We start from the raw sequence: 23,096 nt of genomic DNA, 5'->3' as shown, positions 1-23,096 counted from the left end.
ATCATGCATAAAGCTGTCAACGAAAATTTTTATTTGCTAAAAAATCGCGTATCGTTATTATTTTTAAGAAATGATTTTGTCCCATTTTAGCCTAAAATAGCCCTAAAATGCCCCTTAGAGCTTCTCTAAAGGGCATTTTCAACACAAAAAAATCATCATTTCATTTGTAGCTGTCATTTATTCAACAATGTACAAAATGCGACACGCTGCCAAGTTTTTCAGCTAGCGCGTGTGTGGAAATGCCCTATTAAAACGTCAAAACGCTCCATAATTCGTTTCTAACGGGCTTTTTTTGTCCCATTTTGAACGTGTACGGTTACAAAAGAATCGTAAGTATCGCCATTCATGTACTAAAAATTTACGATAACACGCATGTTGAACATATTGTTACTATTTTTGTAAGCTGATTCACATAGACGTGTCACATATTCAAAAATATGTTGTATCCAAAACACGCTACTTGGGCTCATGAGCGATTTCTGAACGCCCATTTCGTGATATTTTTTGTATTCTCAAACGTGAATTTTTAGGATATCTGTTACACTTAAAGAAATAATTTAAAGGGGGAATCGTTGTGGAAGAAACGTTTATTGATGTGGTAGATGGTGACATCGTTGAAAATATTGCGGTGCGAAAAATTCGACCGAATCCATTTCAGCCACGCCGCATTTTTAACGAGGAGGCGCTCGAAGAATTAGCACAGTCGATTAAAGAGCATGGCATCTTACAGCCTATTATTTTGCGTAAAACAGGCAACTTTTATGAAATCGTTGCAGGGGAACGACGCTTCCGTGCAACGAAGAAAGCATTGATTCCTGAAATCCCAGCGGTTGTGCGTAATTATAATGATCGTGAAATGATGGAGCTTGCAACGCTCGAAAATTTACAGCGTGAAGATTTGACGCCAATTGAAGAAGCCGAATCTTATCGCAAGCTGATGGACGCGCTTAATTTGACGCAGGAAATGCTTGCGGAGCGACTTGGCAAGAGTCGGTCGTATATTGCGAATCATGTGCGCCTATTAACGCTGCCAGAAGATGTGCAGAAGATGGTGGACCGTGGAGAATTATCGATGGGACATGGTCGTGCATTGATTGGTATTAAGCGAAAAAATATTATTCCGATTGCGGCAAAAAAAGTGGTCGAACAGCAGATGAATGTGCGCCAGCTCGAGAGCTATGTGCATGCGCTGAACAAAGATGTTTCACGTGTAACGAAAAAGAAATCGGTGAAAAATTTATATTTGGATGAAGCGGCAGCAGCGCTTCGTGACCATCTTGGTACGAGCGTGTCGATTAAGTCATCGAAAAACAAAGGGAAAATTGAAATCGACTTTTTCTCAGATGAAGATTTGGAGCGTATTATCAATTTATTACAAGAACGCGGGGATAGAGAGTGATTTTACTAGGTTCATTAATTAATGGTGCCCTCATTTTAGTTGGGGGCTTTGTCGGTCGTTTGTTGCAAAACATTCCAGAGCGTGTGAAAGAAACGGTTATGCTCGTTATTGCGCTGGCGATTGTCGTATTAGGCGTGCAGATGGGCATTCAAAGTGACAATTTTATTGTGATTATGATTAGCCTTGTATTCGGGACGATTATCGGGGAGCTGATCGATATTGACGGCATGCTCAATCGTTTTGGACAATGGATGGAAAGTAAGCTCGATGGTGGTAAGTTGTCGAATAAAGAGGCCAATAAAGGGAGTCTTGCACAAGGTTTTGTGACCGGCACATTGATTTTTGTTATTGGCTCAATGAGTATTATCGGGGCGCTTGATGGTGGGTTACGCAACGACCATTCGGTATTAATTACAAAGGGGATTATCGACGGCTTTACGGCGATGATATTGGCGTCTACGATGGGTGTGGGTGTCATTTTAGCGGCGGTACCAACTGTGCTTTATGAGGGCCTGATTGCGCTTTTTGCAGGCCTGATTAGCGCATTTGTTCCGCAGGAGGCACTGGAGTTGTTTTTAAAATATTTAACGGCGACTGGCGGCATTATGATTGCGGCAATCGGCTTGAATATGCTGGGCTTAACGAAAATCCGCGTAGCGAATACGTTGCCGGCGATTCCGGTTGTGGCGATTATTGTCGCAATTATGTACGTTCTCTAAATTCCGCATAAAATCAATCGAAATTGCGGCGTATTTTTACTATAATGAGAGGTAGACTAAACAGCTATTTACGTATCGTAGATGGCTGTTTTCAATATGAAGAAGAGGAGACGGTGTATTTTGCAAAATGCCTACGATAAGTTTATGAATGATATCATGAACGAAGATAAGTGGATGGCACTTGGCATGGGCTCGCTGAAAATCGTCTGCATCATTTTAGGTGCTATGATTATCGTCCGGATTGCGCGCGCTGCGATTACAAAAACGTTTACGATGCGTGTTAGTTTGACGAGTAAATTGCAAACGGGCGGTTATAAGACATACAATGCAGACCGTCGTTATCGTACTGTACTGCGTCTATTAAAAAGCATAGTTGGCTACGTCGTATACTTTATTGCAGGTATCGCCTGTTTATCAATCATCGGTATTAATGTGACCGGCTTGATTGCGGGGGCTGGGGTTGTTGGTTTAGCAATTGGTTTTGGTGCGCAAAGCTTAGTAAAGGATGTCATTACCGGCTTTTTCATTATTTTCGAGGACCAATTTGGCGTTGGTGACTACATTCGTTTGACGAATATTGAAGGTACCGTACTTGAAATTGGGCTGCGCACGACGAAAATTAAAGGAGCGGGTGGTGAAATTAATATCGTGCCAAATGGTTCGATTACCGAAGTCATCAACTATTCGATTAATAATTCAACTGCGATTATCGATGTTAGCATAGCGTATAGCTCAGACATTAATAAAGCGGAGGAACTAATCATAGATTATTTACGCACAATACCTCAAAAGGATGAAAATATTGTTGGCGAACCGACTCTATTAGGTGTGCAAAGTGTCGTCGGGGCAGAAGTGATTTTGCGCATTTCAGTCGAAACATTGCCGATGCAACACTTTGGTGTGTCACGGATGATTCGACGTGATTTGAAGAAATTATTCGATGATAATGGCATTGAAATTCCATATCCAAAAATGATGGTATATGAACGCGAGGCTACAGCAATTTCAGAGGAGGGCGAAGAGTAGTGGAAGCTAAAACTTATAAGTTAAATGATGTCGTCGAAATGAAAAAGCAACATCCATGTGGTACAAATGCATGGAAAATCATTCGCTTAGGTGCAGACATCCGCATTAAATGTACGGGTTGCCAGCATAGTGTGCTGATTACTCGTCGTGAATTTGAAAAGAAATTAAAAAAGGTGCTTATTGAGGCGCCAGAACAATAATAGACTTTTACGTGCTTAAAAATTATAATGAACAGGTTAAACACGTATTGAACAATTTGAAAGGTTGTGGATGAACATGGCTTTAACAGCCGGTATCGTAGGTTTACCTAACGTTGGTAAATCGACATTATTTAACGCAATTACAAAAGCAGGTGCGCTTGCGGCGAACTATCCCTTCGCAACAATCGACCCGAACGTAGGGATCGTAGAAGTACCAGATGCTCGTTTAGATAAATTAACAGAATTAGTAGAACCAAAGAAAACTGTACCAACTTCATTTGAATTTACAGATATCGCGGGTATCGTAAAAGGTGCGAGCCAAGGTGAAGGTCTAGGCAATAAATTCTTATCACACATTCGTGAAGTAGATGCGATTACACAAGTTGTACGTTGCTTTGAAGACGAAAACATTACACACGTTGATGGGAAAGTAGACCCTCTTAGCGACATCGAAGTCATCAACTTAGAGCTAATTCTTGCCGATTTAGAATCAGTTGATAAACGCTATGCAAAAGTAAGTAAATTAGCGAAACAAAAAGATAAAGAATCAATGGAAGAAGCAGCTGTACTTGAAAAAGTAAAAGAAGCATTCGCAAATGAAATGCCAGCGCGCTCAGTTGATTTAAGTGATGAAGAGAAAAAAATCATCAAAGGTTTAAGTCTTTTAACATTAAAACCAGCGCTATACGTAGCAAACGTTGCGGAAGATGAAGTAGCGGACGCTGACAATAATGAATACGTGCAACAAGTACGCGACTATGCGGCAAAAGAAGGCGCTGAAGTAATCGTTGTTTGTGCGAAAATCGAAGAAGAAATCGCGCAATTAGATGACGATGAAAAAGCAATGTTCTTAGAAGAGCTTGGCATCGAAGAATCAGGTTTAGACAAACTAATCAAAGCGGCATACAGCTTACTAGGCTTAGCTACGTACTTCACTGCTGGTGTACAAGAAGTGCGCGCGTGGACATTCCGTAAAGGCATGAAAGCACCGCAATGTGCCGGCGTTATCCACTCTGATTTTGAACGCGGCTTCATCCGTGCAGAAACAGTATCGTACGAAGATTTAGTAGAATACGGTTCAAAACCTGCGGCAAAAGAAGCGGGTCGCCTTCGTCTTGAAGGGAAAGAATACGTTGTACAAGATGGCGACGTAATGGAATTCTTATTTAACGTATAATCAAAAAAAGGACGCTGCATTAGGCAGGGTCCTCTTTTTTTTCGACTGGGTGCATCGTATAGAGATGGAGTCGCGGAAACTGTTCGTCATCTTTTACGAGGCAGTTTTTTGGGTATTTTAGTAACCCGGCATACATCGCAAAGTCGCCAACCGCCCCGGCAATGAGCCAAGCGCCAAGTAACACAAGCATCGGGCTCTCAAAAAAGAAGCCGAGTAGCACAGGCACGACGCCGGTCACCCAAAATGGCAACAGCAAAGCTTTGCGCATAACGGTGTTTGGTAACAGCTCGGTCGTCGTAGCGTAGGCGACACCCATTTTTAAATTGAGGCCATAGCGTAGTGATGAACGTGGTACGCGACCGAACAATATAAAGCCAATAAGATGACAAACTTCGTGCAGTACAATGAGCACCATATAGAGTACGAAAAAGAGAATCAATTGCATGAAAAATGTCCATGAAAAAAAGTCGAATGAGATATCGTATATGAGCGCGTACAGCCCTAACAAAAAAATCGAGCCGCCGACTGTCGCCCATAGATTTTGCTTGCCGACTTTGAGCATATCAAGCTCGATAACGGCAAATTTCACTAGTTCTCGCATCAACGCACCTCCTGCCTTGTAGTATCGCAAATCGTTCATAAAATAGCGAATAATAATCGTTGCGAACAAAAGTCTAATATGGTAATATTTAAAGATGTGAGTAGTACACGATACTAACTCTCCTTGCCTATCTATGGTAGGTAGGCCAAAGACCATAAGGAGGTGCAAATACAAATGCGCAAATACGAATTAATGTACATCATTCGTCCAAACATCGAAGAAGAAGGTAAAAAAGCTTTAGTTGAACGTTTCAACGAAATCTTAACTTCTAACGGTGCTGAACTAGTTGAATCTAAGGATTGGGGCAAACGTCGTCTTGCTTACGAAATCAATGACTTCCGTGAAGGTTTCTACCAAATCATGAAAGTTAATGCTCCAACTGAAGCAATCAACGAATACACTCGTCTAGCTAACATCAGCGAGGATATCATCCGTCACATCGCTGTACGTGAAGAAGAAAAATAATCAGTTATAACATATAAAGTAAGGAGGTTGTATTCTGATGATTAACAATGTCGTATTAGTCGGTCGCTTAACAAAAGACCCTGAACTTCGCCAGACACAATCTGGTGTTGCTGTAGCGCGTTTTACACTTGCTGTAAACCGTCCTTTCTCTAGCCAAAATGGTGAAAAGCAAGCGGATTTCATTTCAATCGTTGTTTGGCGCAAACAAGCTGAAAACTGTGCACAATTCTTGCACAAAGGAAGCCTTGCGGGCGTTCAAGGACGTATCCAAACAGGTAGCTATGAAGGCCAAGACGGGAAACGCGTCTACACGACAGAGGTGATCGCTGATAACGTTCAGTTCCTAGAACCGAAAAACGCTAACAGCAATTATCAACAAGGTCAAGGCGGTTTCCAACAACAAGGTGGATACCAACAACAGCCTTATAATGGCGGCAACCAAAACCAATTTGGCGGCAACCAGTTCGGTAATTCTCAACAAGGCGGTTATCAACAACCATCTTATCAACAGAATCAGCCAACTAATCAAAACTATACAAACATGAATGAAGATCCTTTTGCAACACCAACTGACAATTCGAAAGTTGATGTTTCTGAGGACGATCTTCCATTCTAATTTTAAAAAGGAGGGAAATTGAACATGGCACCACGTCGAGGAGGCCGCAAACGCCGTAAAGTTTGTTACTTCACATCTAATAATATCAAACACATCGATTATAAAGATGTTGATTTATTAAAAAAATTCATCTCTGAACGAGGAAAAATCTTACCACGTCGCGTAACGGGTACTAGCGCTAAATACCAACGTAAATTAACTCTAGCTATCAAAACATCACGCGTAATGGCATTACTTCCATTCGTAGGCGAAGAAAAATAAGACTTTGTTCTTAGAGGGACTAGGCATCTGCTTAGTCTCTTTTCTTTTGCTTTTTTTTAGCCGAAACGTAAGGCACAGCACATTTTTAGCGCATATTTACCCCTATCGATTTTTTGTTAGGTACTATGAAACATGGTACAATGAGAAGATGAAATATTAAAAGTTTCTCTTAAAAAAGGAAGGTACAACATGCCAGAAAATAGTACGCGTCGCCTTACACATGGAGCGATGATGGTAGCCATTTTTACGGTATTATTAGCGGCTTCAACCTATATTCCGCTATTTTATCTCATTGCGATTTGGGTACTACCATTACCGCTTGCGTGGTATAGCGCAAAGTATAATACCGGCTCATCGATTGCTGCAACAATCGTTGCGATTTTGTTGTCGTTTATCGTTGGTGGTGGGCTAACCTCACTTCCAGCAGCCTTTATTTTTGCGATTATCGGCCTCGTAATCGGGACGATGATTCGCCTGAAAAAAAGCAAAGTTGTGATGTTTATAGCAACAAGTGGTGCATCACTGGTGACGTTTGCCATCGTGTATAGCGCATTTGTTAAACTGCTCGGCATCGATGTATTAAAAATCGCGCTCGATGGATTTACACAATCAATGGAGCTTTCGCGAAAAATGATGGAGCAGGCGCAATTGTCTGCCCAACAGATGACGCAGTTTGAAAACCGAATGGATTTGATGGAGAAAACGGTAGGGTATACGATGCCTTCAGTCGTCGTATTTTGCGTCATTACCGTTGCTTTTATCGTGCTATCAATTAACTTGCCACTACTAAAGCGTTTAAACGTAGAGGTGCCAAAATTTAAACCGTTTCGTTATATGCAGTTACCACGTTCCATCCTATGGTATTACTTGATTACGTTAACGTTATCGCTGTTTGTAAGACCAGAAGAGGGTACATATCTTTATGTGGCAATCTTAAACTTATCGCTCGTCTTGTCGACATTACTTGCGTTACAAGGCTTGTCATTAATTCACTTCTTCATCCATGAAAAAGGAATGCCAAAAGGTGTGGCAGTCATCGCAACGATTGTTGCAATTCCGATGCTGCAGTTTGTATCACTCATTGGCTTAATTGATTTAGGGTTTAATGTTCGTGGATTTATTACTGGTAAGACAAAGAAATAGGAGTTGATTTTTTGGATACTCTATTTAGAAAAAGGCCTGTTCGATATCCGCTAATCATCTTGTCATTGCTCGCTGTCATTAGTATTGTCGCCATCGTCATGAAGTCGCCAATCATTGGGACAATTTATGGTGTGGTCATTATTATTGTGCTAGCGATTGCGTTCAAAGCTGAACGCGAGGCGTATGAGCAAACAGAAAAGCATATCGAACTTTTATCCTACAGACTAAAGGAAGTTGGAGAAGAGGCACTGTTAGAAATGCCGCTTGGTGTGTTGTTAATCAATGACATACAGCAAGTGGAATGGGCAAACCCATTTATGAAACGCGTCATGCAAGTAGAGACGCTTGTAGGAACGGATTTATTCGAGATTTCCGAGGAACTGCAGGCACTTGTAAAGCATGATGATTTGAACGAAACGACGGTTACGATTAAGGACCGTCAGTACCAAACGCTTTATAAGCGCAACGAAAAACTCTTATATTTCTTTGATATTACCGAACAAGTAGAAATTGAAGAATTGTATTATGATGACCGTACTGTTATTGGCATTTTATTTATCGACAACTACGATGATATTACTGAAAATATGGACGATCAACATAAGAGTCAAACGAATGCGCTCGTGACATCGCTCGTCAATCGCTGGGGAAATGCACACGATATTTTCATTAAACGTGTGTCGACCGACCGCTTTATTGCGATTATGAATGAGTCGATTTTGCAAAAGCTCGAGAAAAAGAAATTTGCTATTTTGGATGATATTCGCGAGGAAACGGCGCAACAAAGTTTGCCGCTAACGCTCAGTATCGGGATTGGCGCAGGCTCGCCGTCGTTAACCGAGCTTGGTGAACTCGCGCAGTCGAGTTTAGATTTAGTACTTGGCCGCGGTGGGGACCAGGTGGCGATTAAACAACCAGATGGTAAGGTGAAGTTTTATGGTGGGAAAACAAACCCTGTCGAAAAGCGTACGCGCGTGCGTGCTCGCGTCATTTCACATGCGCTACGTGATTTAATTCAAGATAGTGATCAAGTGTTTGTCATGGGGCATAAGATGCCGGATATGGATGCGATTGGTGCGTCAATCGGCGTGCGCAAGATGGCCGATATGAACAATATTAATGGCTATGTCGTCATTGATTTTGATAATATCGATAATAGCATCACGCGACTTATGCGCGTCATTAAAGACAAGTCGGATTTATTCGATAAATTCTTGACGCCAGAGCAGGCGAGAGAGCGTATGACCGAGAAATCCCTACTTGTTATCGTTGATACGCATAAGCCGTCGATGACGATTGATGAGCGCTTATTAGAGCTTACTGATAAGGTTGTCGTTATTGACCACCACCGTCGCGGTGAGGAATTTGTGACGAGTCCAATGCTCGTTTATATGGAGCCATATGCTTCATCAACAGCAGAACTTGTAACCGAATTACTCGAATATCAGCCAAAAAATGATAAACTAACTATGTTGGAAGCAACATCCCTCCTTGCAGGAATCATCGTCGATACGAAAAGCTTTACGCTTCGTACGGGGGCGCGGACATTTGAGGCGGCGTCTTACTTGCGCATTAACGGGGCCGATACGGTGCTCGTACAAAACTTGTTGAAGGAAGACATCGACACGTATATTATGCGCTCTAAAATCGTCGAAACGTCAGAGATTTATCATAAGACGATTGCGATTGCTCGTGGGGAAGGAACAAAAGTATATAATTCAGTATTGATTGCACAAACAGCCGATATTTTATTGTCGATGCAAGGGATTTCCGCATCATTCGTTGTGGCTCATCGCGCAGATGGTCGCATCGGGGTGTCGGCGCGTTCACTAGGAGACATCAACGTTCAGCTCGTGATGGAAGAGCTGGGCGGGGGCGGCCATTTGACGAACGCGGCGTGTCAGCTTGAGGCGGATACCATTGACGAAACAATGGAACGTTTAAAAGTCGCAATCGATCATGTAATAGAGGGGAGCTCGGAATAATGAAAGTTATTTTCTTAGAAGACGTAAAAGGTAAAGGTAAAAAAGGTGAAGTGAAAGAAGTATCGGATGGATACGCACGTAACGTTTTACTTAAACAAAAGAAAGCGGTGGAAGCAACTGCTGCTGAAATGGCTAAATTACGCGCAAACAATAAACGTGCTGAAGAAAATGCAGCGCAAGAGCTTGAAGATGCAAAACAATTAAAAGCAACATTAGAAAAATTAACGGTTGAGCTAACGGCGAAGTTAGGTAAAGATGGTCGCTTATTCGGTTCAATTACATCAAAACAAATTGCTGAACAACTGCAAAAAGATCATGGCATCAAAATCGACAAACGTAAAATGGATTTAAAAGAGGCAATCCGTACATTAGGTGTAACAAACGTCAACGTAAAATTACACCATGAAGTAATGGCGGTTCTGAAAGTACATGTTGCAGAAGAAGCGTAAGAAAGGGAGACGCGTATGAACGAAATGGACCGCGTCATGCCTCACAACCAAGAGGCTGAGCAATCTGTTATCGGTGCTATTTTCTTAGAGCCACAAGCACTTGTGACTGCATCGGAGGTATTGGTGCCAGAGGATTTCTATAATGCTGCACATAAGCTCATCTTTGAAACGATGCTCACATTGAACGACCAACGTACAGCAATTGATATCGTGACGATAGCGGAAGAGCTATCAAACAAAAATTTGCTCGATGATGTCGGTGGTATCACGTACATTACGGAAGTAGCAAGCGCTGTACCAACTGCGGCAAACGTGGCATTTTATGCTAGCATTGTCGCTGAAAAATCGGTGCTACGCCGCTTAATCCGTACTGCTACGAAAATCGTTGAAGATGGCTATACGCGCGAAGATGAAGTCGCTGAGCTTTTAGGCGAAGCGGAGAAGCAAATCATGGAAGTGGCGAGTCGTAAAAACTCAAGTGACTTCAAGCACATTAAAGGTGTGCTCGTTGAAACGTATGACCATGTCGAGCAGCTCCAAAACCGCCAAGGCGATATCACTGGGATTCCAACAGGCTTCCGAGATTTAGATAAATTAACGGCCGGATTTCAGCGCGGTGATTTAATCATCGTTGCGGCACGTCCGTCGGTAGGTAAAACGGCGTTTGCGCTAAATGTGGCGCAGGCGGTCGGTACGAAAACCGATGAAAATGTCGCGATTTTCTCGCTAGAGATGGGCGCTGAACAACTTGTCATGCGTATGCTTTGTGCGGAAGGGAATATTGACGCGCAAGTGCTACGTACAGGCGCATTGACGACCGAGGATTGGGGTAAATTGACGCTAGCGATGGGGGCACTATCGCGCGCCGGTATTTACATCGATGATGCGGCGGGCATTCGTATAAATGATATACGAGCAAAATGTCGTCGCCTGAAACAAGAGCATGGCCTTGGTATGATTTTGATTGATTATCTTCAATTAATTCAAGGCCCAGGGAAAGCGGGCCAAAACCGTCAACAAGAAGTATCGGATATTTCGCGTTCGTTAAAAGGTCTTGCGCGTGAACTAGAAGTACCTGTAATCGCGTTATCGCAACTATCTCGTGGTGTTGAACAACGCCAAGATAAACGTCCGATGATGAGTGATTTACGTGAATCTGGTTCGATTGAGCAAGATGCCGATATCGTCGCATTCTTATATCGTGAAGATTATTACGATAAAGAAACGGAAGACGCCAATACGATTGAAATTATTGTAGCAAAACAACGTAACGGTCCGACTGATACGGTGAAATTAGCCTTCAAAAAAGAATACAATAAGTTTGTTAGCGTGGATTGGTCACAACAAATGCCACCTTCAAGCTATTAATTGTCACGAAACACGAACAATGATGTCTGACCATGACATCATGTTCGTGTTTTTTTATGCTTTTGGTTGACTATTAGATCTATGGTTGGTACAATAGGTCTGTTTGAATCAGGGCATACATAAATTGCCTGACGGAGGTGCTGATTAAATGACATCAGTTGTAGTAGTAGGAACACAATGGGGAGACGAAGGTAAAGGTAAAATTACTGACTTCCTATCTAAACAAGCAGACGCGATTGCACGTTACTCAGGTGGCGACAACGCTGGACATACAATTCAATTCGAAGGCGAAACGTATAAATTACACTTGATCCCATCAGGTATTTTCTACAGCGACAAAACTTCAGTAATGGGTAATGGTATGGTTATCAACCCACAATCTTTAGTTAAAGAATTGAAAGGTCTTCAAGACCGCGGTATCGATACTTCTAACTTACGTATCTCTAACCGTGCTCACGTAATCCTTCCTTACCACGTTTACCAAGATAAAGTGGATGAAGAATCACGCGGCGACGCTAAAATTGGTACGACTTGTAAAGGTATCGGACCATGTTACACAGACAAAGTACAACGTATGGGTATCCGTGTAGCAGATCTTTTAGATAAAGAAGTATTTGAACAAAAACTTCGCTCTAACTTAGAAATGAAAAACCGTTTATTCACAAAATTCTATGAAGTAGAACCATTAAACTTCGACGATATGTTCGAACAATTCTACGCATATGGCCAAGAAATCGCTCAATACGTAACAGATACTTCTAAAGTATTAAACGACGTAATCGATTCAGAAGGTAAAGTATTATTTGAAGGCGCACAAGGCGTATTATTAGACGTTGACCACGGTACGTATCCATACGTAACATCTTCTAACCCAGTAGCGGGTGGTGTTACAACTGGTGTTGGTATTGGCCCATCTGCTGTAACGCGCGTAATCGGCGTTTCAAAAGCTTACACTTCTCGTGTAGGTGACGGTCCATTCCCTACCGAATTATTTGATGAAGTAGGTCACCAAATCCGTGAAGTAGGTCGTGAATACGGTACTACTACAGGTCGTCCACGCCGTGTAGGTTGGTTTGACTCAGTAGTTGTACGTCACTCTCGCCGCGTATCTGGTATTACAGATTTAGCGCTTAACTCAATTGACGTATTAACAGGTTTAGATACAGTAAAAATCTGTGTAGCATATGATTACAATGGCGAACGCATTACGGAATATCCAGCAAACAACCACATCATCGAAGATTGTAAACCAATCTACGAAGAGCTTCCTGGTTGGGAAGAAGATATTACAGGCATCCGTCGTTTAGAAGACCTTCCAGAAAACGCACAAAACTACGTGAAACGCGTAAGCGAATTAACGGGTATTAGCATTGCGACATTCTCTGTAGGTCCAGACCGTGACCAAACAAATGTATTAGTAGACGTTTGGGATAACTAGACATTTAAATATTGCAATTGTTTAAAATTTCCTCTATTATCGAAGTATAAGTAAGAAATGAAATACGGTACTATTGCTCCCTATCTTTTTAGATAGTGAAGCGTTTCAATAACGTACAAAATAATTGCAGAAAAGACATCCACTCGGCAAAGGTGGGTGTCTTTTTATTTTTTGGAGGGAATGCAGATGCTCACGATTCGCCGTTTTACAGAGAACGATACCGCCGCGATTTTGGCCTTATTTTACGACACTGTTCATCACGTGAATGCTGCACATTATACGCCGGCGCAGCTTGATGTATGGGCACCGTCATTAGACGCTAAACAACTTGCGCAGTGGCAGCACTCACTCATGCAGCATGACACGTTTGTTGCGACCGCATTGTTGGCTTTAGTGATGTTGCAGCAGATGGCTATTTAGACCGCCTTTACGTGCATAAAGATTATCAGCGCCGCGGCATTGCGACTGCCCTGTTAAAGCGTATAGAGCAAGCAACAGGCGCACAAGACATTACAACATATGCGAGCATCACCGCAAAACCATTTTTCGAGCATCATGGCTATGAAGTTGTACGTCAGCAAGTCGTTGTGCGCCGCGGCATCGAATTAATTAATTTTCACATGTTAAAAAAGAGGCTGGGACATACGTGAAAAAACCTCATCTTATATGAGCATAAGAAAAACCGGAATCGCGCTGTGGCACGGTTCCGGTTTTTCGTTGCGAACGCTAAAAAAGGAACATGAAATGTTTTGTCTCAGCCTCTTTCAAGTATTGATTAATGGATATTTTTCTTTTTAAAACGGCCACCGCGTACTTCGGCGATATTACCGATTGCGAGGAATGCGGTCGGGTCTTTCTCTTCAACAATTGTGATAAGCTTTGACTCCTCTAAACGTGTGACAACCGTAAAGATGACATTTTTAGCATCCCCGGTATAACCACCAGAGCCATGTAAGTACGTCACGCCACGACCAAGACGATTCATAATGGCAGCACCGATTTCTTCATGCTCTTCACTAATAATGTAAATCACTTTTGATTCTTCAAGCCCTTCAATGACAATGTCGATTGTTTTGTAGGCGATAAAGTAAGCGAGTAGCGAATACATCGTCTGCTCCCAATTAAAGACGAAGCCAGCAACCGTAAAAATAATAATATTGAAAAACATAATGATTTCACCGACTGAAAACGGCAACTTTCGGTTAAATAAAATCGCCATAATCTCTGTACCGTCGAGTGAGCCGCCATAGCGGATGACGATGCCGACACCTGTACCGAGGATGACGCCGCCAAAAACCGTACTAAGGAGCAGGTCATCGGTAAATGCAGCGATAGGATGTAAAAAAATAGTCGCAATCGACAGCACCGTAATGCCAAGCGCCGTTGAAAGCGCAAATGTTTTACCGATTTGTTTGTAACCAATAAAGAAAAAGGGAATGTTTAAAATAAAAATAAAGATGCCCAGGGGAATGCCAAATAGATGTGAGGAAATAATCGAAATGCCGACGATACCACCATCTAAGATTTTGTTTGGTACGAGAAATTGTTCAAGGCCAATCGCCATAATAATGGAGCCGATAATGACCATGATGATACGCATGAAGACCCGAGACTTTGGCAAAGGTTTTGAGAGAGGCTGCGCAGTTTTAAGCGAATTTTCCATATGCTTCCTCCTAATAAAAAAATAAACAACTGTTCTTTATTTTAACGGAAAACTGTAATGTTTGTCTTTAAAAGGACGCATATTTTTCAAGTTCGTTACAACTGTGTAAAATCAGTAAACTAGCTAGTTCTTTTATGATACGTTAAAATAGGGGAATGGGAATCTTTAGACATTCCTTATAAATAACGTCAAAAACGTATTGATATAGATTATATTTTGAGAGGAAGAAACAGTTTGGAAAAAACAATTTTAGTTGTAGACGATGAAAAACCGATTGCAGATATTTTACAATTTAACTTAATTAAAGAGGGCTATAAAGTAGTTTGCGCTTATGATGGCGAGGAAGCTTTAGCGAAAGTGGAAGAAGTTCAGCCGGATTTAATGTTGCTTGATATTATGTTACCAAAGCGCGATGGCATGGAAGTATGTCGTGAAGTGCGTAAAAAATACGATATTCCAATCATCATGCTAACGGCAAAAGACTCTGAAATCGATAAAGTATTAGGCCTTGAGTTAGGTGCCGATGACTATGTCACAAAACCGTTCAGTACACGTGAATTAATCGCGCGTGTTAAAGCGAATATGCGCCGTCACCAAGCCGTTGCACAACCGGAAGAAGAAGTCGAAGAAAGCAATGATATCGTTGTTGGTTCATTAACGATTCAACCGGATGCTTATTTAGTATTAAAACGTGACGAAACGATCGAATTAACACATCGCGAATTTGAATTACTACATTACTTAGCACGCCATATTGGCCAAGTGATGACGCGTGAGCACTTGCTGCAAACAGTATGGGGTTATGATTACTTTGGTGATGTGCGTACAGTAGACGTAACCATTCGTCGCCTGCGTGAGAAAATCGAGGATAACCCAAGTCACCCAGCGTGGATCGTGACACGTCGCGGTGTCGGTTACTATTTAAGAAACCCTGAACAGGAGTAGGAGCCAATGCAAAAAGTGAGATTCTATAAATCAGTACAAATGAAACTTGTACTGATTTATATGCTTTTAATCATCATTGCGATGCAAATTATGGGTCTCTACTTTGCCAATAAGCTTGAAGCGACATTAAAAACAAATTTTGAGACGTCGATTTTAGAACGCTTAAAAATTGTAGAGTTTAGCGTCAAGGAAGAGATGAATAAAACGCAGAACGAAGATGGAACACAGCTTGAAGATAATCTCTCAACGATTATTAACGGGCTGTCATCGGGTGATATTACAGAAGTACAAATCATCAGCTCACATTCGCGGATTTTAGCGACGAGCGATGAAAACAACCAAAAGAGGGTAGGTCAACGCTCAAGTGAGGCCATCGTACAATCGGCGCTCAACTCAGCTACGCAAATGGAAAACATCGCACTTGATGATTCTTCAAAGCGTATTTGGGTTGTCGCCAAACCGATTCAATCGGGTGGCAAGGTCATTGGCGTGTTGTATGTAAAGGCGAATATCGAATCGGTATTTGACCAGATGAATATGATCAATAAAATCCTTGCTGGTGGTACAGCACTCGCACTATTAATTACGATGGTGCTCGGAATCTTCATTTCAAAAACGATTACGAAGCCAATTTCAGATATGCGTCGCCAAGCACAGGCGATGGCGAAAGGGAACTATTCACGCAAAGTAAAAGTGTATGGGGACGATGAAATTGGTCAGCTTGCAGTAGCCTTCAACCATTTGACGAATCGACTGCAAGAGGCGCAATCGACGACGGAAGGGGAAAAACGTAAGCTCGCATCAGTATTAACAAATATGACCGATGGCGTTATTGCGACCGACCGTAAAGGGAAAATTATGCTCATCAATGCCCCGGCACAAAAGCTGTTAAAAAGTGAACAAAACGAGTTAATGGGACGTTCACTAACGGCGGTGCTCGGACTTGATGAGGAATATACATTCGAGGATTTAATCCATATGCAAGAATCGGTGAACCTCGACTTTAGTACGTTTGAACAGCCGTATATTTGGCGCGCTACCTTTTCAGTTATTCAAAAGGAAACGGGCTTTGTCAACGGCTTGATTACTGTGTTACATGATATTACCGAACAAGAAAAAATCGAAATGGAACGCCGCGACTTCGTGTCGAATGTATCGCATGAGTTGCGTACACCACTTACGACGATGCGTAGCTATTTAGAAGCGCTATCAGACGGTGCGCTACATGAGCCAGAGCTTGCGCAGCAATTCCTTGGCGTAGCACAGACGGAGACAGAGCGCATGATTCGCTTAGTAACCGACCTGTTGCAACTGTCGCGTATGGATAGCCGTGAGTATGAGCTGAATACGGACTTCGTCGATTTCGTGAAGTTCTTTAACCGTATTATCGACCGCTTTGAAATGGCGAAATCAAAAGAAATCACGTTTATTCGCGAGCTTCCGGCGATGCCGCTATACGTTGAAATTGACACCGATAAAGTGACGCAAGTAATCGATAATATTATTTCGAATGCACAAAAATATTCACCAGATGGCGGTAGCATCCGCTTTACGGTGACTGCAAATGACGGCGAGCTCCTCGTCGAAATCAAAGATACAGGGATGGGGATTCCAAAAGAGCAAGTGGACCGCATCTTTGACCGCTTTTACCGCGTTGACCGCGCACGTGCTCGTTCGATGGGTGGCACCGGGCTTGGCCTTGCCATCTCTCGTGAAATGATCATGGCGCATAACGGTAAGATTTGGGCGGAAAGTATCGAAGGTCAAGGCACGTCGGTATTCTTTACGTTGCCATATGACCTCGTAGATGAGGAGGATGAATGGGATTGATGAAATATATTGAACCAATCAAAACATTTGTATTAATCGTCCTTGTACTACTGAGTGTTACGCTCACGTTTTCAATTTGGTCATACAGTCCAAATTATCAAACAATCGAAAAAACAGAGCCGATGAATGTAGTCATCGATAAAAAGAAAACCATCTCGCAAGTTGTCAAACCGTATGAAATGGTCGTACAACATGATGATACATTCCGCGGTACGGTGAAAACGGAACATATTGATGGCGTTTACAATGTCTTAAAAGACTCGCAACTATCGGATTTATCGATGATTAGCGAAAAGCTATCATATGAGAAAATGTATGCGCTCATGACCGCGAATGATAGTATTTCATTAATGTTTTCAGATGAAGTACCGATGTCCATTTTCCAAAGTATTTTGCCGACTGTGAACAAAAAAGTATCGGGCATTGAGTTTTCACAAATGATGATTTCGCTGAAAAAACCTGAAAATCGTATTAATGATAATGAATTAGATGTTTATTTTGCATCGTCCGATACGCATGAACTGTACAGCGCCAAGCTGCATATTAAAAAATCGGAAGAGTTCGTTGCACAGCAACTAAAAAACATGCCTAAATACGATAAATACTCCGTCATTGAAACATCGAATGGTCGCATGCTGTATGTGCTAGACGGTAAACTAGAATTTGCGAAACAGCAATATTTTGCACGCAATGTTAGCAGTAAAATAGAGGAGTTTAAAAATGCGTTGTTTACGAATCCGAAAATCGTGAAAACGAGCCAAGATTCTATGACAAACATTGATAAATATTCCGATGACCGTTCTGTCATGACGGTGTACAACAGCCAATACATGCTGAACTTTGCGAGTATGCTAGGTGAAAGTGACGACCGCATTTCAAAATCGCATTTAATCGATAATACGCTGAGCTTCGTTAATGAGCATGGCGGCTTCACGAACGATTACCGTTATGAAAGCGTTCATTATGGCGAACAAAAAGTATTGTATCAGCTATTTATGTCTGATTTACCTGTTGAGCCATCGACGCAAACAACATCAACGGAAATCGAAGTGAAAATTAGCAATGGTGTCGTTTCGCGTTATGCGCGTCCGTATTACCAGCTAGAAACGATTCCAGATGATGAAAGCAACAACTTAACGACACTCAAAACGGGCCGTCAAGTGTATCGTATGTTGACGACAACCGAAAATGTGAAAAGCAAAGACATTGAAGATTTACGCCTTGGCTACAGTATGTCGTTTAAAGAGCGCGACAATGGTGCAGTCGTCTTTACGTTAGAGCCTACATGGTTTTATAAATCGCATGATGACTGGATTACGATTGCGCCAGAAAAAGCGACTGTAAGGGGTGACAATGATGGATTGGAATAAAACGAAAACGATTTTTATTATCGTCTTTTCCATTTTGAATGTCTTTCTTTATTCGATGTATGTCAACAGCTATAACGAAGCGAAGAAACTTGAAACGCTTGGGCAAATCAATGTGGATGATGAGTTAAAAGCATCGCATATTAAAATCGACCAGCTGCCAACAGATGTGAAGAAAATTGCTTATATTTCCGGCAAGACGAAAACATTTGAAGAAGCGGATTTAGCACCATATAAAAATGAACAAAAGTTTGTCATTAGCACGTCTGGCTTAACACTGCATAGTGCGTTATTAACGCCGTACCTGGTGAAGGAATTTAATGAAGAAGCGCTAAATGCTTTCGTTAAAACATATGTCCCATTGGGCGATGAGTATAAGCTATTTTCAATCGACAAAGAAAAACGTATCGCAATTTTCTTCCAAACAATTCAAAACCATACGATTTTCTATAATGAAAGTGCGTATATTAAAGTCGCATGGAATGAAGACAATGCGATTACGGGCTATGAGCAAACGGCATTTAAAAACTTAAAAACATTCGGTGAGAAAAATGCGTTAATCGGTGCCAATCAAGCAGTAAAAACATTGTTTGAAAAAGGCTATTTACCAGAATATGCGCGCGTTAAATCGGCCGAGCTTGGCTATTCAACGCTTGTGCCATTAACGGAGACACGTGTATTATCGCCAACTTGGCGCATTCATGTAGAACTAAAAGAGAATGATGGTACAATGAGAGAAGCCGATTTCTTTGTGAATGCCAATGCGGTTGACGGACAAGTCATCGATATGGAAGAAAACAAAGAATCAATCGAATCAAATTAAGGGGTTTTAGCGATGAAGTTTAGTGTTTTAGCAAGTGGGAGTACAGGAAACTCTATTTATGTGGAGAATGAACAGCACGCGTTTATCGTCGATGCGGGGCTAACCGGCAAAAAGATGGAGGCACTGCTTGCGCAAATTGACCGCGATGCGAAAAAGCTAAGCGGTATTCTCGTGACGCATGAACATTCCGATCATATTAAAGGCGTGGGCGTGTTAGCGCGCAAACACCATATCCCTGTATTCGCGAATGCTAAAACATGGGACGCGATGAGTGCATCGGTCGGTACGATTCCACTCGACCAACGCTTCGAATGGAAAACCGATGAACTAAAAACATTCGGTGGACTTGATATCCAGTCGTTTGCGGTGTCTCATGACGCGGCAGAGCCCATGTTCTATACATTCCATGAAGATGGCCGCAAACTCGTTGTCATGACCGATACAGGCTATGTCAGCGATCGGATGAAAGGCTTTATTTCAACAGCGGATGCTTACGTCTTTGAAAGCAATCATGATGTCAGTATGCTGCAAATGGGGCCATACCCTTGGAACATTAAACGACGCATTTTAAGCGACGTCGGTCACGTCAGCAATGAGGACGCGGCTGTGGCGATGAGTGAAGTCGTTGCTGAAAAAGAAACACAAATTTATTTAGCGCATCTGAGTAAAGACAACAATATGAAAGAGCTCGCGCGTATGAGCGTTTCTCAAACGTTAGAATCATGTGGTATTCGCGCAGGAGAATACTTGCATCTGCATGATACCGATGCGGAGAAAGCAACGCCACTTGTGCTCGTTTAATTCAAAGCCTCCAGAGATGGAGGTTTTTTTTTGTTGAAAAAGGGCACATTAAATTTTGAAGAGATTTTTAAGTGATTTTAATCTAATTTTCATGTTTGCCCGGTAAACTATAAGTAACAACAAAACAGGAGGGAACAAAGTTATGGGATATTACGATCAAGATCCAAATCAAACGCCAAAGCGCAGTAATAAGGGCGGCAGTAAAGCAGGCTACTTTTTTACAGGTCTTATAGGTGTCATCATTGGTGCGCTACTTGTATGGCTTATCATTCCAAACGTTATGAACACATCTAATATTGCCGGTAATTCAGCGTCACAAGTTCAAACGACAGACCCAGTACAACTATCAACGGACATTTCAACCGACATAACAAAAGTCGTAGCCGATGTTGATAGCGCAGTTGTCGGCGTCGTCAATTTACAAAAAACGCAGCAAGACTTATGGGGTACATCACCATTCGACTTTGGCCAACAAGGCGGTACGACACAAGAGAATAAAGATACTGCGATTACTGAAGAAGCAGGCACAGGTTCAGGTGTTATTTATAAAAAAGACGGCAAAATAGCGTATGTCGTAACGAATAACCACGTTGTAGACGGTGCAGATAAGCTAGAAGTAAAATTAGCAGACGGTACGAAAGTAGATGCGAAACTGGTCGGTACCGACATTTGGACAGACTTAGCGGTTATTTCGATTCCAAGTAAAGATGTTAAAGCAGTCGCAACGTTCGGCGATTCATCAAAACTGAAAAAAGGTGAGTCCGTTATCGCGATTGGGAACCCGCTTGGTCTCGATTACTATGGTTCGGTTACAACAGGCGTTATTTCAGGCTTAAATCGCTCTGTACCGGTTGATTTAAACGGAGATGGTACTGCGGACTGGAACGCAGAAGTTCTTCAAACGGACACTGCTATCAACCCAGGGAACTCAGGTGGTGCGTTAATCAATATGGCTGGTCAAGTCATCGGGATTAACTCAATGAAAATCTCGAATACACAAGATGCTGTTGAAGGGATTGGCTTTGCGATTCCAAGTGACACTGCTGTACCAATCATCAATGAGCTTGAGCAAAACGGTAAAGTAGAGCGTCCATCAATGGGAATTACATTAGCTGACCTTTCAGATGTGCCGTCTTATTACCAACAAAATCAATTAAAACTTCCAGCAGACATCACAAAAGGTGTCGTTATCTCAGGTGTTCAAAATGGTTCTGCTGCTGATAAAGCAGGCTTAGAAAAATATGATGTGATTGTTGAAATTGACGGTCAAAAAGTCGATGATGCAATCAGCCTTCGCAAAATTTTATACAACGATAAAAAAGTCGGCGATGAAATGAAAGTGAAAGCATATCGCAACGGGGAAATAATTAATAAAACATTAACACTTACAGGTTCTTTGAGCGAAAGTAAGTAATCCACAAGGTGTGGATAACTCAGTGGATAGAAAAGTAGCGCATTGCTGTTCTATCCACTTTTTGTTTGCTAAAATGAACTGGACAATAGATAAACTTGAAGGGAAGTCATCAAATGAAAATTTATAGCTGCGAGGACCACGTAGGGCACGCGCTTGACATGTTTGTAGCGAATGAGAAAGATTTTCCAATTATGGATAAACTCAAAGAAAGCGCCGAAGAAACGCAAAAATGTGCGTATTGTGACGCCAAAGCAACATATATTGTGGCGAACAAATGAGCCCACACAATATCTAGTATAGCCTGTGGATAACTTTCAGAATTCTGTGGATAACTCATAAAACGGCTTTGTAAATTTAAGGAGGAAATCGCATTGAGCGTGACGATTATTTCGGTTGGGAAATTAAAAGAGAAGTATTTAAAAATGGGGATTGAAGAGTATGTGAAACGCCTAAATGGCTACACAAAAATCGATTTAATCGAAGTACCAGACGAAAAAGCCCCAGAACAATTAAGCGACGCAGAAATGGAAATTGTGAAGAAAAAAGAAGGCGAACGCATCATGGCGAAGATTCCTCACGATGCCTATGTCATCGCACTAGCAATCAACGGCAAAATGCGCTCATCTGAACAACTCGCAAAAGACATTGAAAACTGCATGACATATGGCCACAGCAAAATCGTCTTTGTTATCGGTGGCTCACTTGGCCTCCATGACGATGTAGTAAGCCGCGCAAACGACCTGCTATCATTTGGGAAAATGACGCTGCCCCATCAGTTGATGAAGCTCGTATTAGTTGAGCAAGTGTATCGTAGTTTTAGAATTATGAAGAATGAACCGTACCATAAGTAAGTGTGGATTTCCTATTGAGTGTAACATCTCCTTAGAAAAGCAGATAATTTCTGTTCTGGTGAATAATGATTAGATATTTCTAAAAGACTAATTACTCCTAAAGATAATAAAAAGAAAAAGAGATTGGGACAGAACTAAAGTAAGGTTTCTAAAAAACGAATCATTTTTTAAAGACTAAGCTATAAATAGTAACAAAAAGCGAACTATTATGAAGATTCGGAGTGAAAAATCATCATATAGTTCGCTTTTTTTTCGTTCGCTGAAAATCTTTTGTCCCAGCCTCTTTCTTTTTTTAATAAATTTTTGGATTCTATTGAATCTATTTTAGAATTTATTAGAATATTAATTGCTTAGTGCTAATGATAACATCTCAATATCTTCATCACTCAAAGATGATTGAATCCTGTAAAATTGATGTGTCTCATTATTGCATAGCAATATGTATGGCTCGTTACTAGTAGTTTTAATCAGTTCCCATTGATTAGTATTTGAAACGAGCTGTACTGTAGTTAAAGGAAATTTAACACTAAACTTATGTTTTGCAATTGACGCTTT

The 23,096-nt window shown here is 41.6% G+C and carries 25 protein-coding genes; 23 read left to right on the top strand and 2 right to left on the bottom strand.

The genetic code is table 11. From position 1 onward, the window contains the following. Positions 1-574 precede the first annotated feature (574 nt). The 5 genes from V514_RS0114980 (at position 575) to ychF (ending at position 4,521) form a co-directional block, all read left to right on the top strand. Positions 575-1,399: a ParB/RepB/Spo0J family partition protein gene (locus V514_RS0114980; protein ID WP_029500701.1), complete on the top strand. Its 825-nt coding sequence runs from the start codon at positions 575-577 to the stop codon at positions 1,397-1,399. Next, positions 1,396-2,118: a DUF554 domain-containing protein gene (locus V514_RS0114975; protein WP_029500700.1), complete on the top strand. Its 723-nt coding sequence runs from the start codon at positions 1,396-1,398 to the stop codon at positions 2,116-2,118. Before V514_RS0114980 ends, V514_RS0114975 begins: the two co-directional genes overlap by 4 nt. Before the next feature lie 144 nt (positions 2,119-2,262). Continuing rightward, positions 2,263-3,144 (top strand): mechanosensitive ion channel family protein, encoded by an 882-nt coding sequence (locus tag V514_RS0114970; RefSeq protein WP_235073446.1) that lies wholly within the window; start codon positions 2,263-2,265, stop codon positions 3,142-3,144. Next, the gene (locus tag V514_RS0114965; protein ID WP_029500698.1) at positions 3,144-3,344 is read left to right on the top strand and encodes a DUF951 domain-containing protein; all 201 of its coding nucleotides are present in this window, start codon (positions 3,144-3,146) and stop codon (positions 3,342-3,344) included. Before V514_RS0114970 ends, V514_RS0114965 begins: the two co-directional genes overlap by 1 nt. A gap of 76 nt (positions 3,345-3,420) precedes the next feature. Next, positions 3,421-4,521 (top strand): redox-regulated ATPase YchF, encoded by a 1,101-nt coding sequence (gene ychF, locus V514_RS0114960; protein WP_029500697.1) that lies wholly within the window; start codon positions 3,421-3,423, stop codon positions 4,519-4,521. A 19-nt stretch (positions 4,522-4,540) separates the two neighbouring features. Here ychF and V514_RS0114955 read toward each other — a convergent pair whose 3' ends face one another. After that, a complete protein-coding gene (locus V514_RS0114955) occupies positions 4,541-5,122 on the bottom strand; it encodes a DUF3267 domain-containing protein (RefSeq protein WP_029500696.1) in 582 nt (193 codons plus the stop codon). Positions 5,123-5,296: 174 nt separating this feature from the next. On the opposite strand from V514_RS0114955, the gene rpsF reads away from it, so the two are divergent. From rpsF to V514_RS20870, 10 genes are all read left to right on the top strand, one after another. Next, on the top strand, positions 5,297-5,587 hold the full coding sequence (gene rpsF, locus V514_RS0114950; RefSeq protein WP_029500695.1) for a 30S ribosomal protein S6: 291 nt from the start codon (positions 5,297-5,299) through the stop codon (positions 5,585-5,587). A gap of 37 nt (positions 5,588-5,624) precedes the next feature. After that, on the top strand, positions 5,625-6,203 hold the full coding sequence (locus V514_RS0114945; protein WP_029500694.1) for a single-stranded DNA-binding protein: 579 nt from the start codon (positions 5,625-5,627) through the stop codon (positions 6,201-6,203). A 24-nt stretch (positions 6,204-6,227) separates the two neighbouring features. Next, positions 6,228-6,464 carry a 30S ribosomal protein S18 gene (gene rpsR / locus V514_RS0114940; protein WP_029500693.1) on the top strand — a complete coding sequence of 79 codons (237 nt, stop codon included), beginning with the start codon at positions 6,228-6,230 and terminating at the stop codon, positions 6,462-6,464. 189 nt (positions 6,465-6,653) lie between these two features. Further along, positions 6,654-7,607 carry a YybS family protein gene (locus tag V514_RS0114935; protein WP_029500692.1) on the top strand — a complete coding sequence of 318 codons (954 nt, stop codon included), beginning with the start codon at positions 6,654-6,656 and terminating at the stop codon, positions 7,605-7,607. 11 nt (positions 7,608-7,618) lie between these two features. Continuing rightward, entirely contained in the window at positions 7,619-9,592 is a 1,974-nt protein-coding gene (locus V514_RS0114930) for a DHH family phosphoesterase (protein WP_029500691.1), read from the top strand. Next, positions 9,592-10,041 carry a 50S ribosomal protein L9 gene (gene rplI, locus V514_RS0114925; RefSeq protein WP_029500690.1) on the top strand — a complete coding sequence of 150 codons (450 nt, stop codon included), beginning with the start codon at positions 9,592-9,594 and terminating at the stop codon, positions 10,039-10,041. Before V514_RS0114930 ends, rplI begins: the two co-directional genes overlap by 1 nt. A 15-nt stretch (positions 10,042-10,056) precedes the next feature. Next, positions 10,057-11,409 carry a replicative DNA helicase gene (gene dnaB, locus V514_RS0114920; RefSeq protein WP_029500689.1) on the top strand — a complete coding sequence of 451 codons (1,353 nt, stop codon included), beginning with the start codon at positions 10,057-10,059 and terminating at the stop codon, positions 11,407-11,409. Positions 11,410-11,557: 148 nt separating this feature from the next. Beyond that, positions 11,558-12,847 (top strand): adenylosuccinate synthase, encoded by a 1,290-nt coding sequence (locus V514_RS0114915; protein WP_029500688.1) that lies wholly within the window; start codon positions 11,558-11,560, stop codon positions 12,845-12,847. 186 nt (positions 12,848-13,033) lie between these two features. Continuing rightward, a complete protein-coding gene (locus V514_RS20875) occupies positions 13,034-13,267 on the top strand; it encodes a hypothetical protein (RefSeq protein WP_327059472.1) in 234 nt (77 codons plus the stop codon). An 11-nt stretch (positions 13,268-13,278) separates the two neighbouring features. Continuing rightward, the gene (locus V514_RS20870) at positions 13,279-13,497 is read left to right on the top strand and encodes a GNAT family N-acetyltransferase (RefSeq protein WP_327059471.1); all 219 of its coding nucleotides are present in this window, start codon (positions 13,279-13,281) and stop codon (positions 13,495-13,497) included. Positions 13,498-13,622: 125 nt separating this feature from the next. Here V514_RS20870 and V514_RS0114905 read toward each other — a convergent pair whose 3' ends face one another. Beyond that, the gene (locus tag V514_RS0114905; RefSeq protein ID WP_407636657.1) at positions 13,623-14,447 is read right to left on the bottom strand and encodes a YitT family protein; all 825 of its coding nucleotides are present in this window, start codon (positions 14,445-14,447) and stop codon (positions 13,623-13,625) included. Positions 14,448-14,744: 297 nt separating this feature from the next. Here V514_RS0114905 and yycF point away from each other — a divergent pair, with 297 nt between their 5' ends. From yycF to rlmH, 8 genes are all read left to right on the top strand, one after another. After that, positions 14,745-15,455: a response regulator YycF gene (yycF, locus tag V514_RS0114900; RefSeq protein WP_029500686.1), complete on the top strand. Its 711-nt coding sequence runs from the start codon at positions 14,745-14,747 to the stop codon at positions 15,453-15,455. A 6-nt stretch (positions 15,456-15,461) separates the two neighbouring features. Beyond that, positions 15,462-17,285 carry a cell wall metabolism sensor histidine kinase WalK gene (gene walK, locus V514_RS0114895; RefSeq protein WP_029500685.1) on the top strand — a complete coding sequence of 608 codons (1,824 nt, stop codon included), beginning with the start codon at positions 15,462-15,464 and terminating at the stop codon, positions 17,283-17,285. Then, on the top strand, positions 17,285-18,655 hold the full coding sequence (locus V514_RS0114890) for a YycH family regulatory protein (RefSeq protein WP_029500684.1): 1,371 nt from the start codon (positions 17,285-17,287) through the stop codon (positions 18,653-18,655). The genes walK and V514_RS0114890 overlap by 1 nt, the downstream gene beginning before the upstream one ends. Next, positions 18,639-19,475, top strand: a complete 837-nt coding sequence (locus V514_RS0114885; protein WP_235073437.1) for a two-component system regulatory protein YycI — start codon at positions 18,639-18,641, stop codon at positions 19,473-19,475. Before V514_RS0114890 ends, V514_RS0114885 begins: the two co-directional genes overlap by 17 nt. Before the next feature lie 12 nt (positions 19,476-19,487). After that, on the top strand, positions 19,488-20,276 hold the full coding sequence (locus tag V514_RS0114880; RefSeq protein ID WP_029500682.1) for an MBL fold metallo-hydrolase: 789 nt from the start codon (positions 19,488-19,490) through the stop codon (positions 20,274-20,276). Between the two features lie 142 nt (positions 20,277-20,418). Further along, positions 20,419-21,690, top strand: coding sequence for a S1C family serine protease (locus V514_RS0114875; RefSeq protein ID WP_029500681.1), 1,272 nt, complete (start codon positions 20,419-20,421; stop codon positions 21,688-21,690). A gap of 113 nt (positions 21,691-21,803) precedes the next feature. Further along, positions 21,804-21,968, top strand: coding sequence for a CxxH/CxxC protein (locus tag V514_RS20065; RefSeq protein ID WP_035944925.1), 165 nt, complete (start codon positions 21,804-21,806; stop codon positions 21,966-21,968). A gap of 93 nt (positions 21,969-22,061) precedes the next feature. Continuing rightward, the gene (gene rlmH, locus V514_RS0114865) at positions 22,062-22,541 is read left to right on the top strand and encodes a 23S rRNA (pseudouridine(1915)-N(3))-methyltransferase RlmH (protein WP_029500680.1); all 480 of its coding nucleotides are present in this window, start codon (positions 22,062-22,064) and stop codon (positions 22,539-22,541) included. Positions 22,542-23,096: the final 555 nt, after the last annotated feature.

It is taken from the genome of Kurthia huakuii LAM0618, assembly GCF_000505545.1.
In the GTDB taxonomy this organism is placed as follows: Bacteria; Bacillota; Bacilli; order Bacillales_A; family Planococcaceae; genus Kurthia; species Kurthia huakuii.
This window is presented reverse-complemented; position numbering and strand designations above follow the sequence as displayed.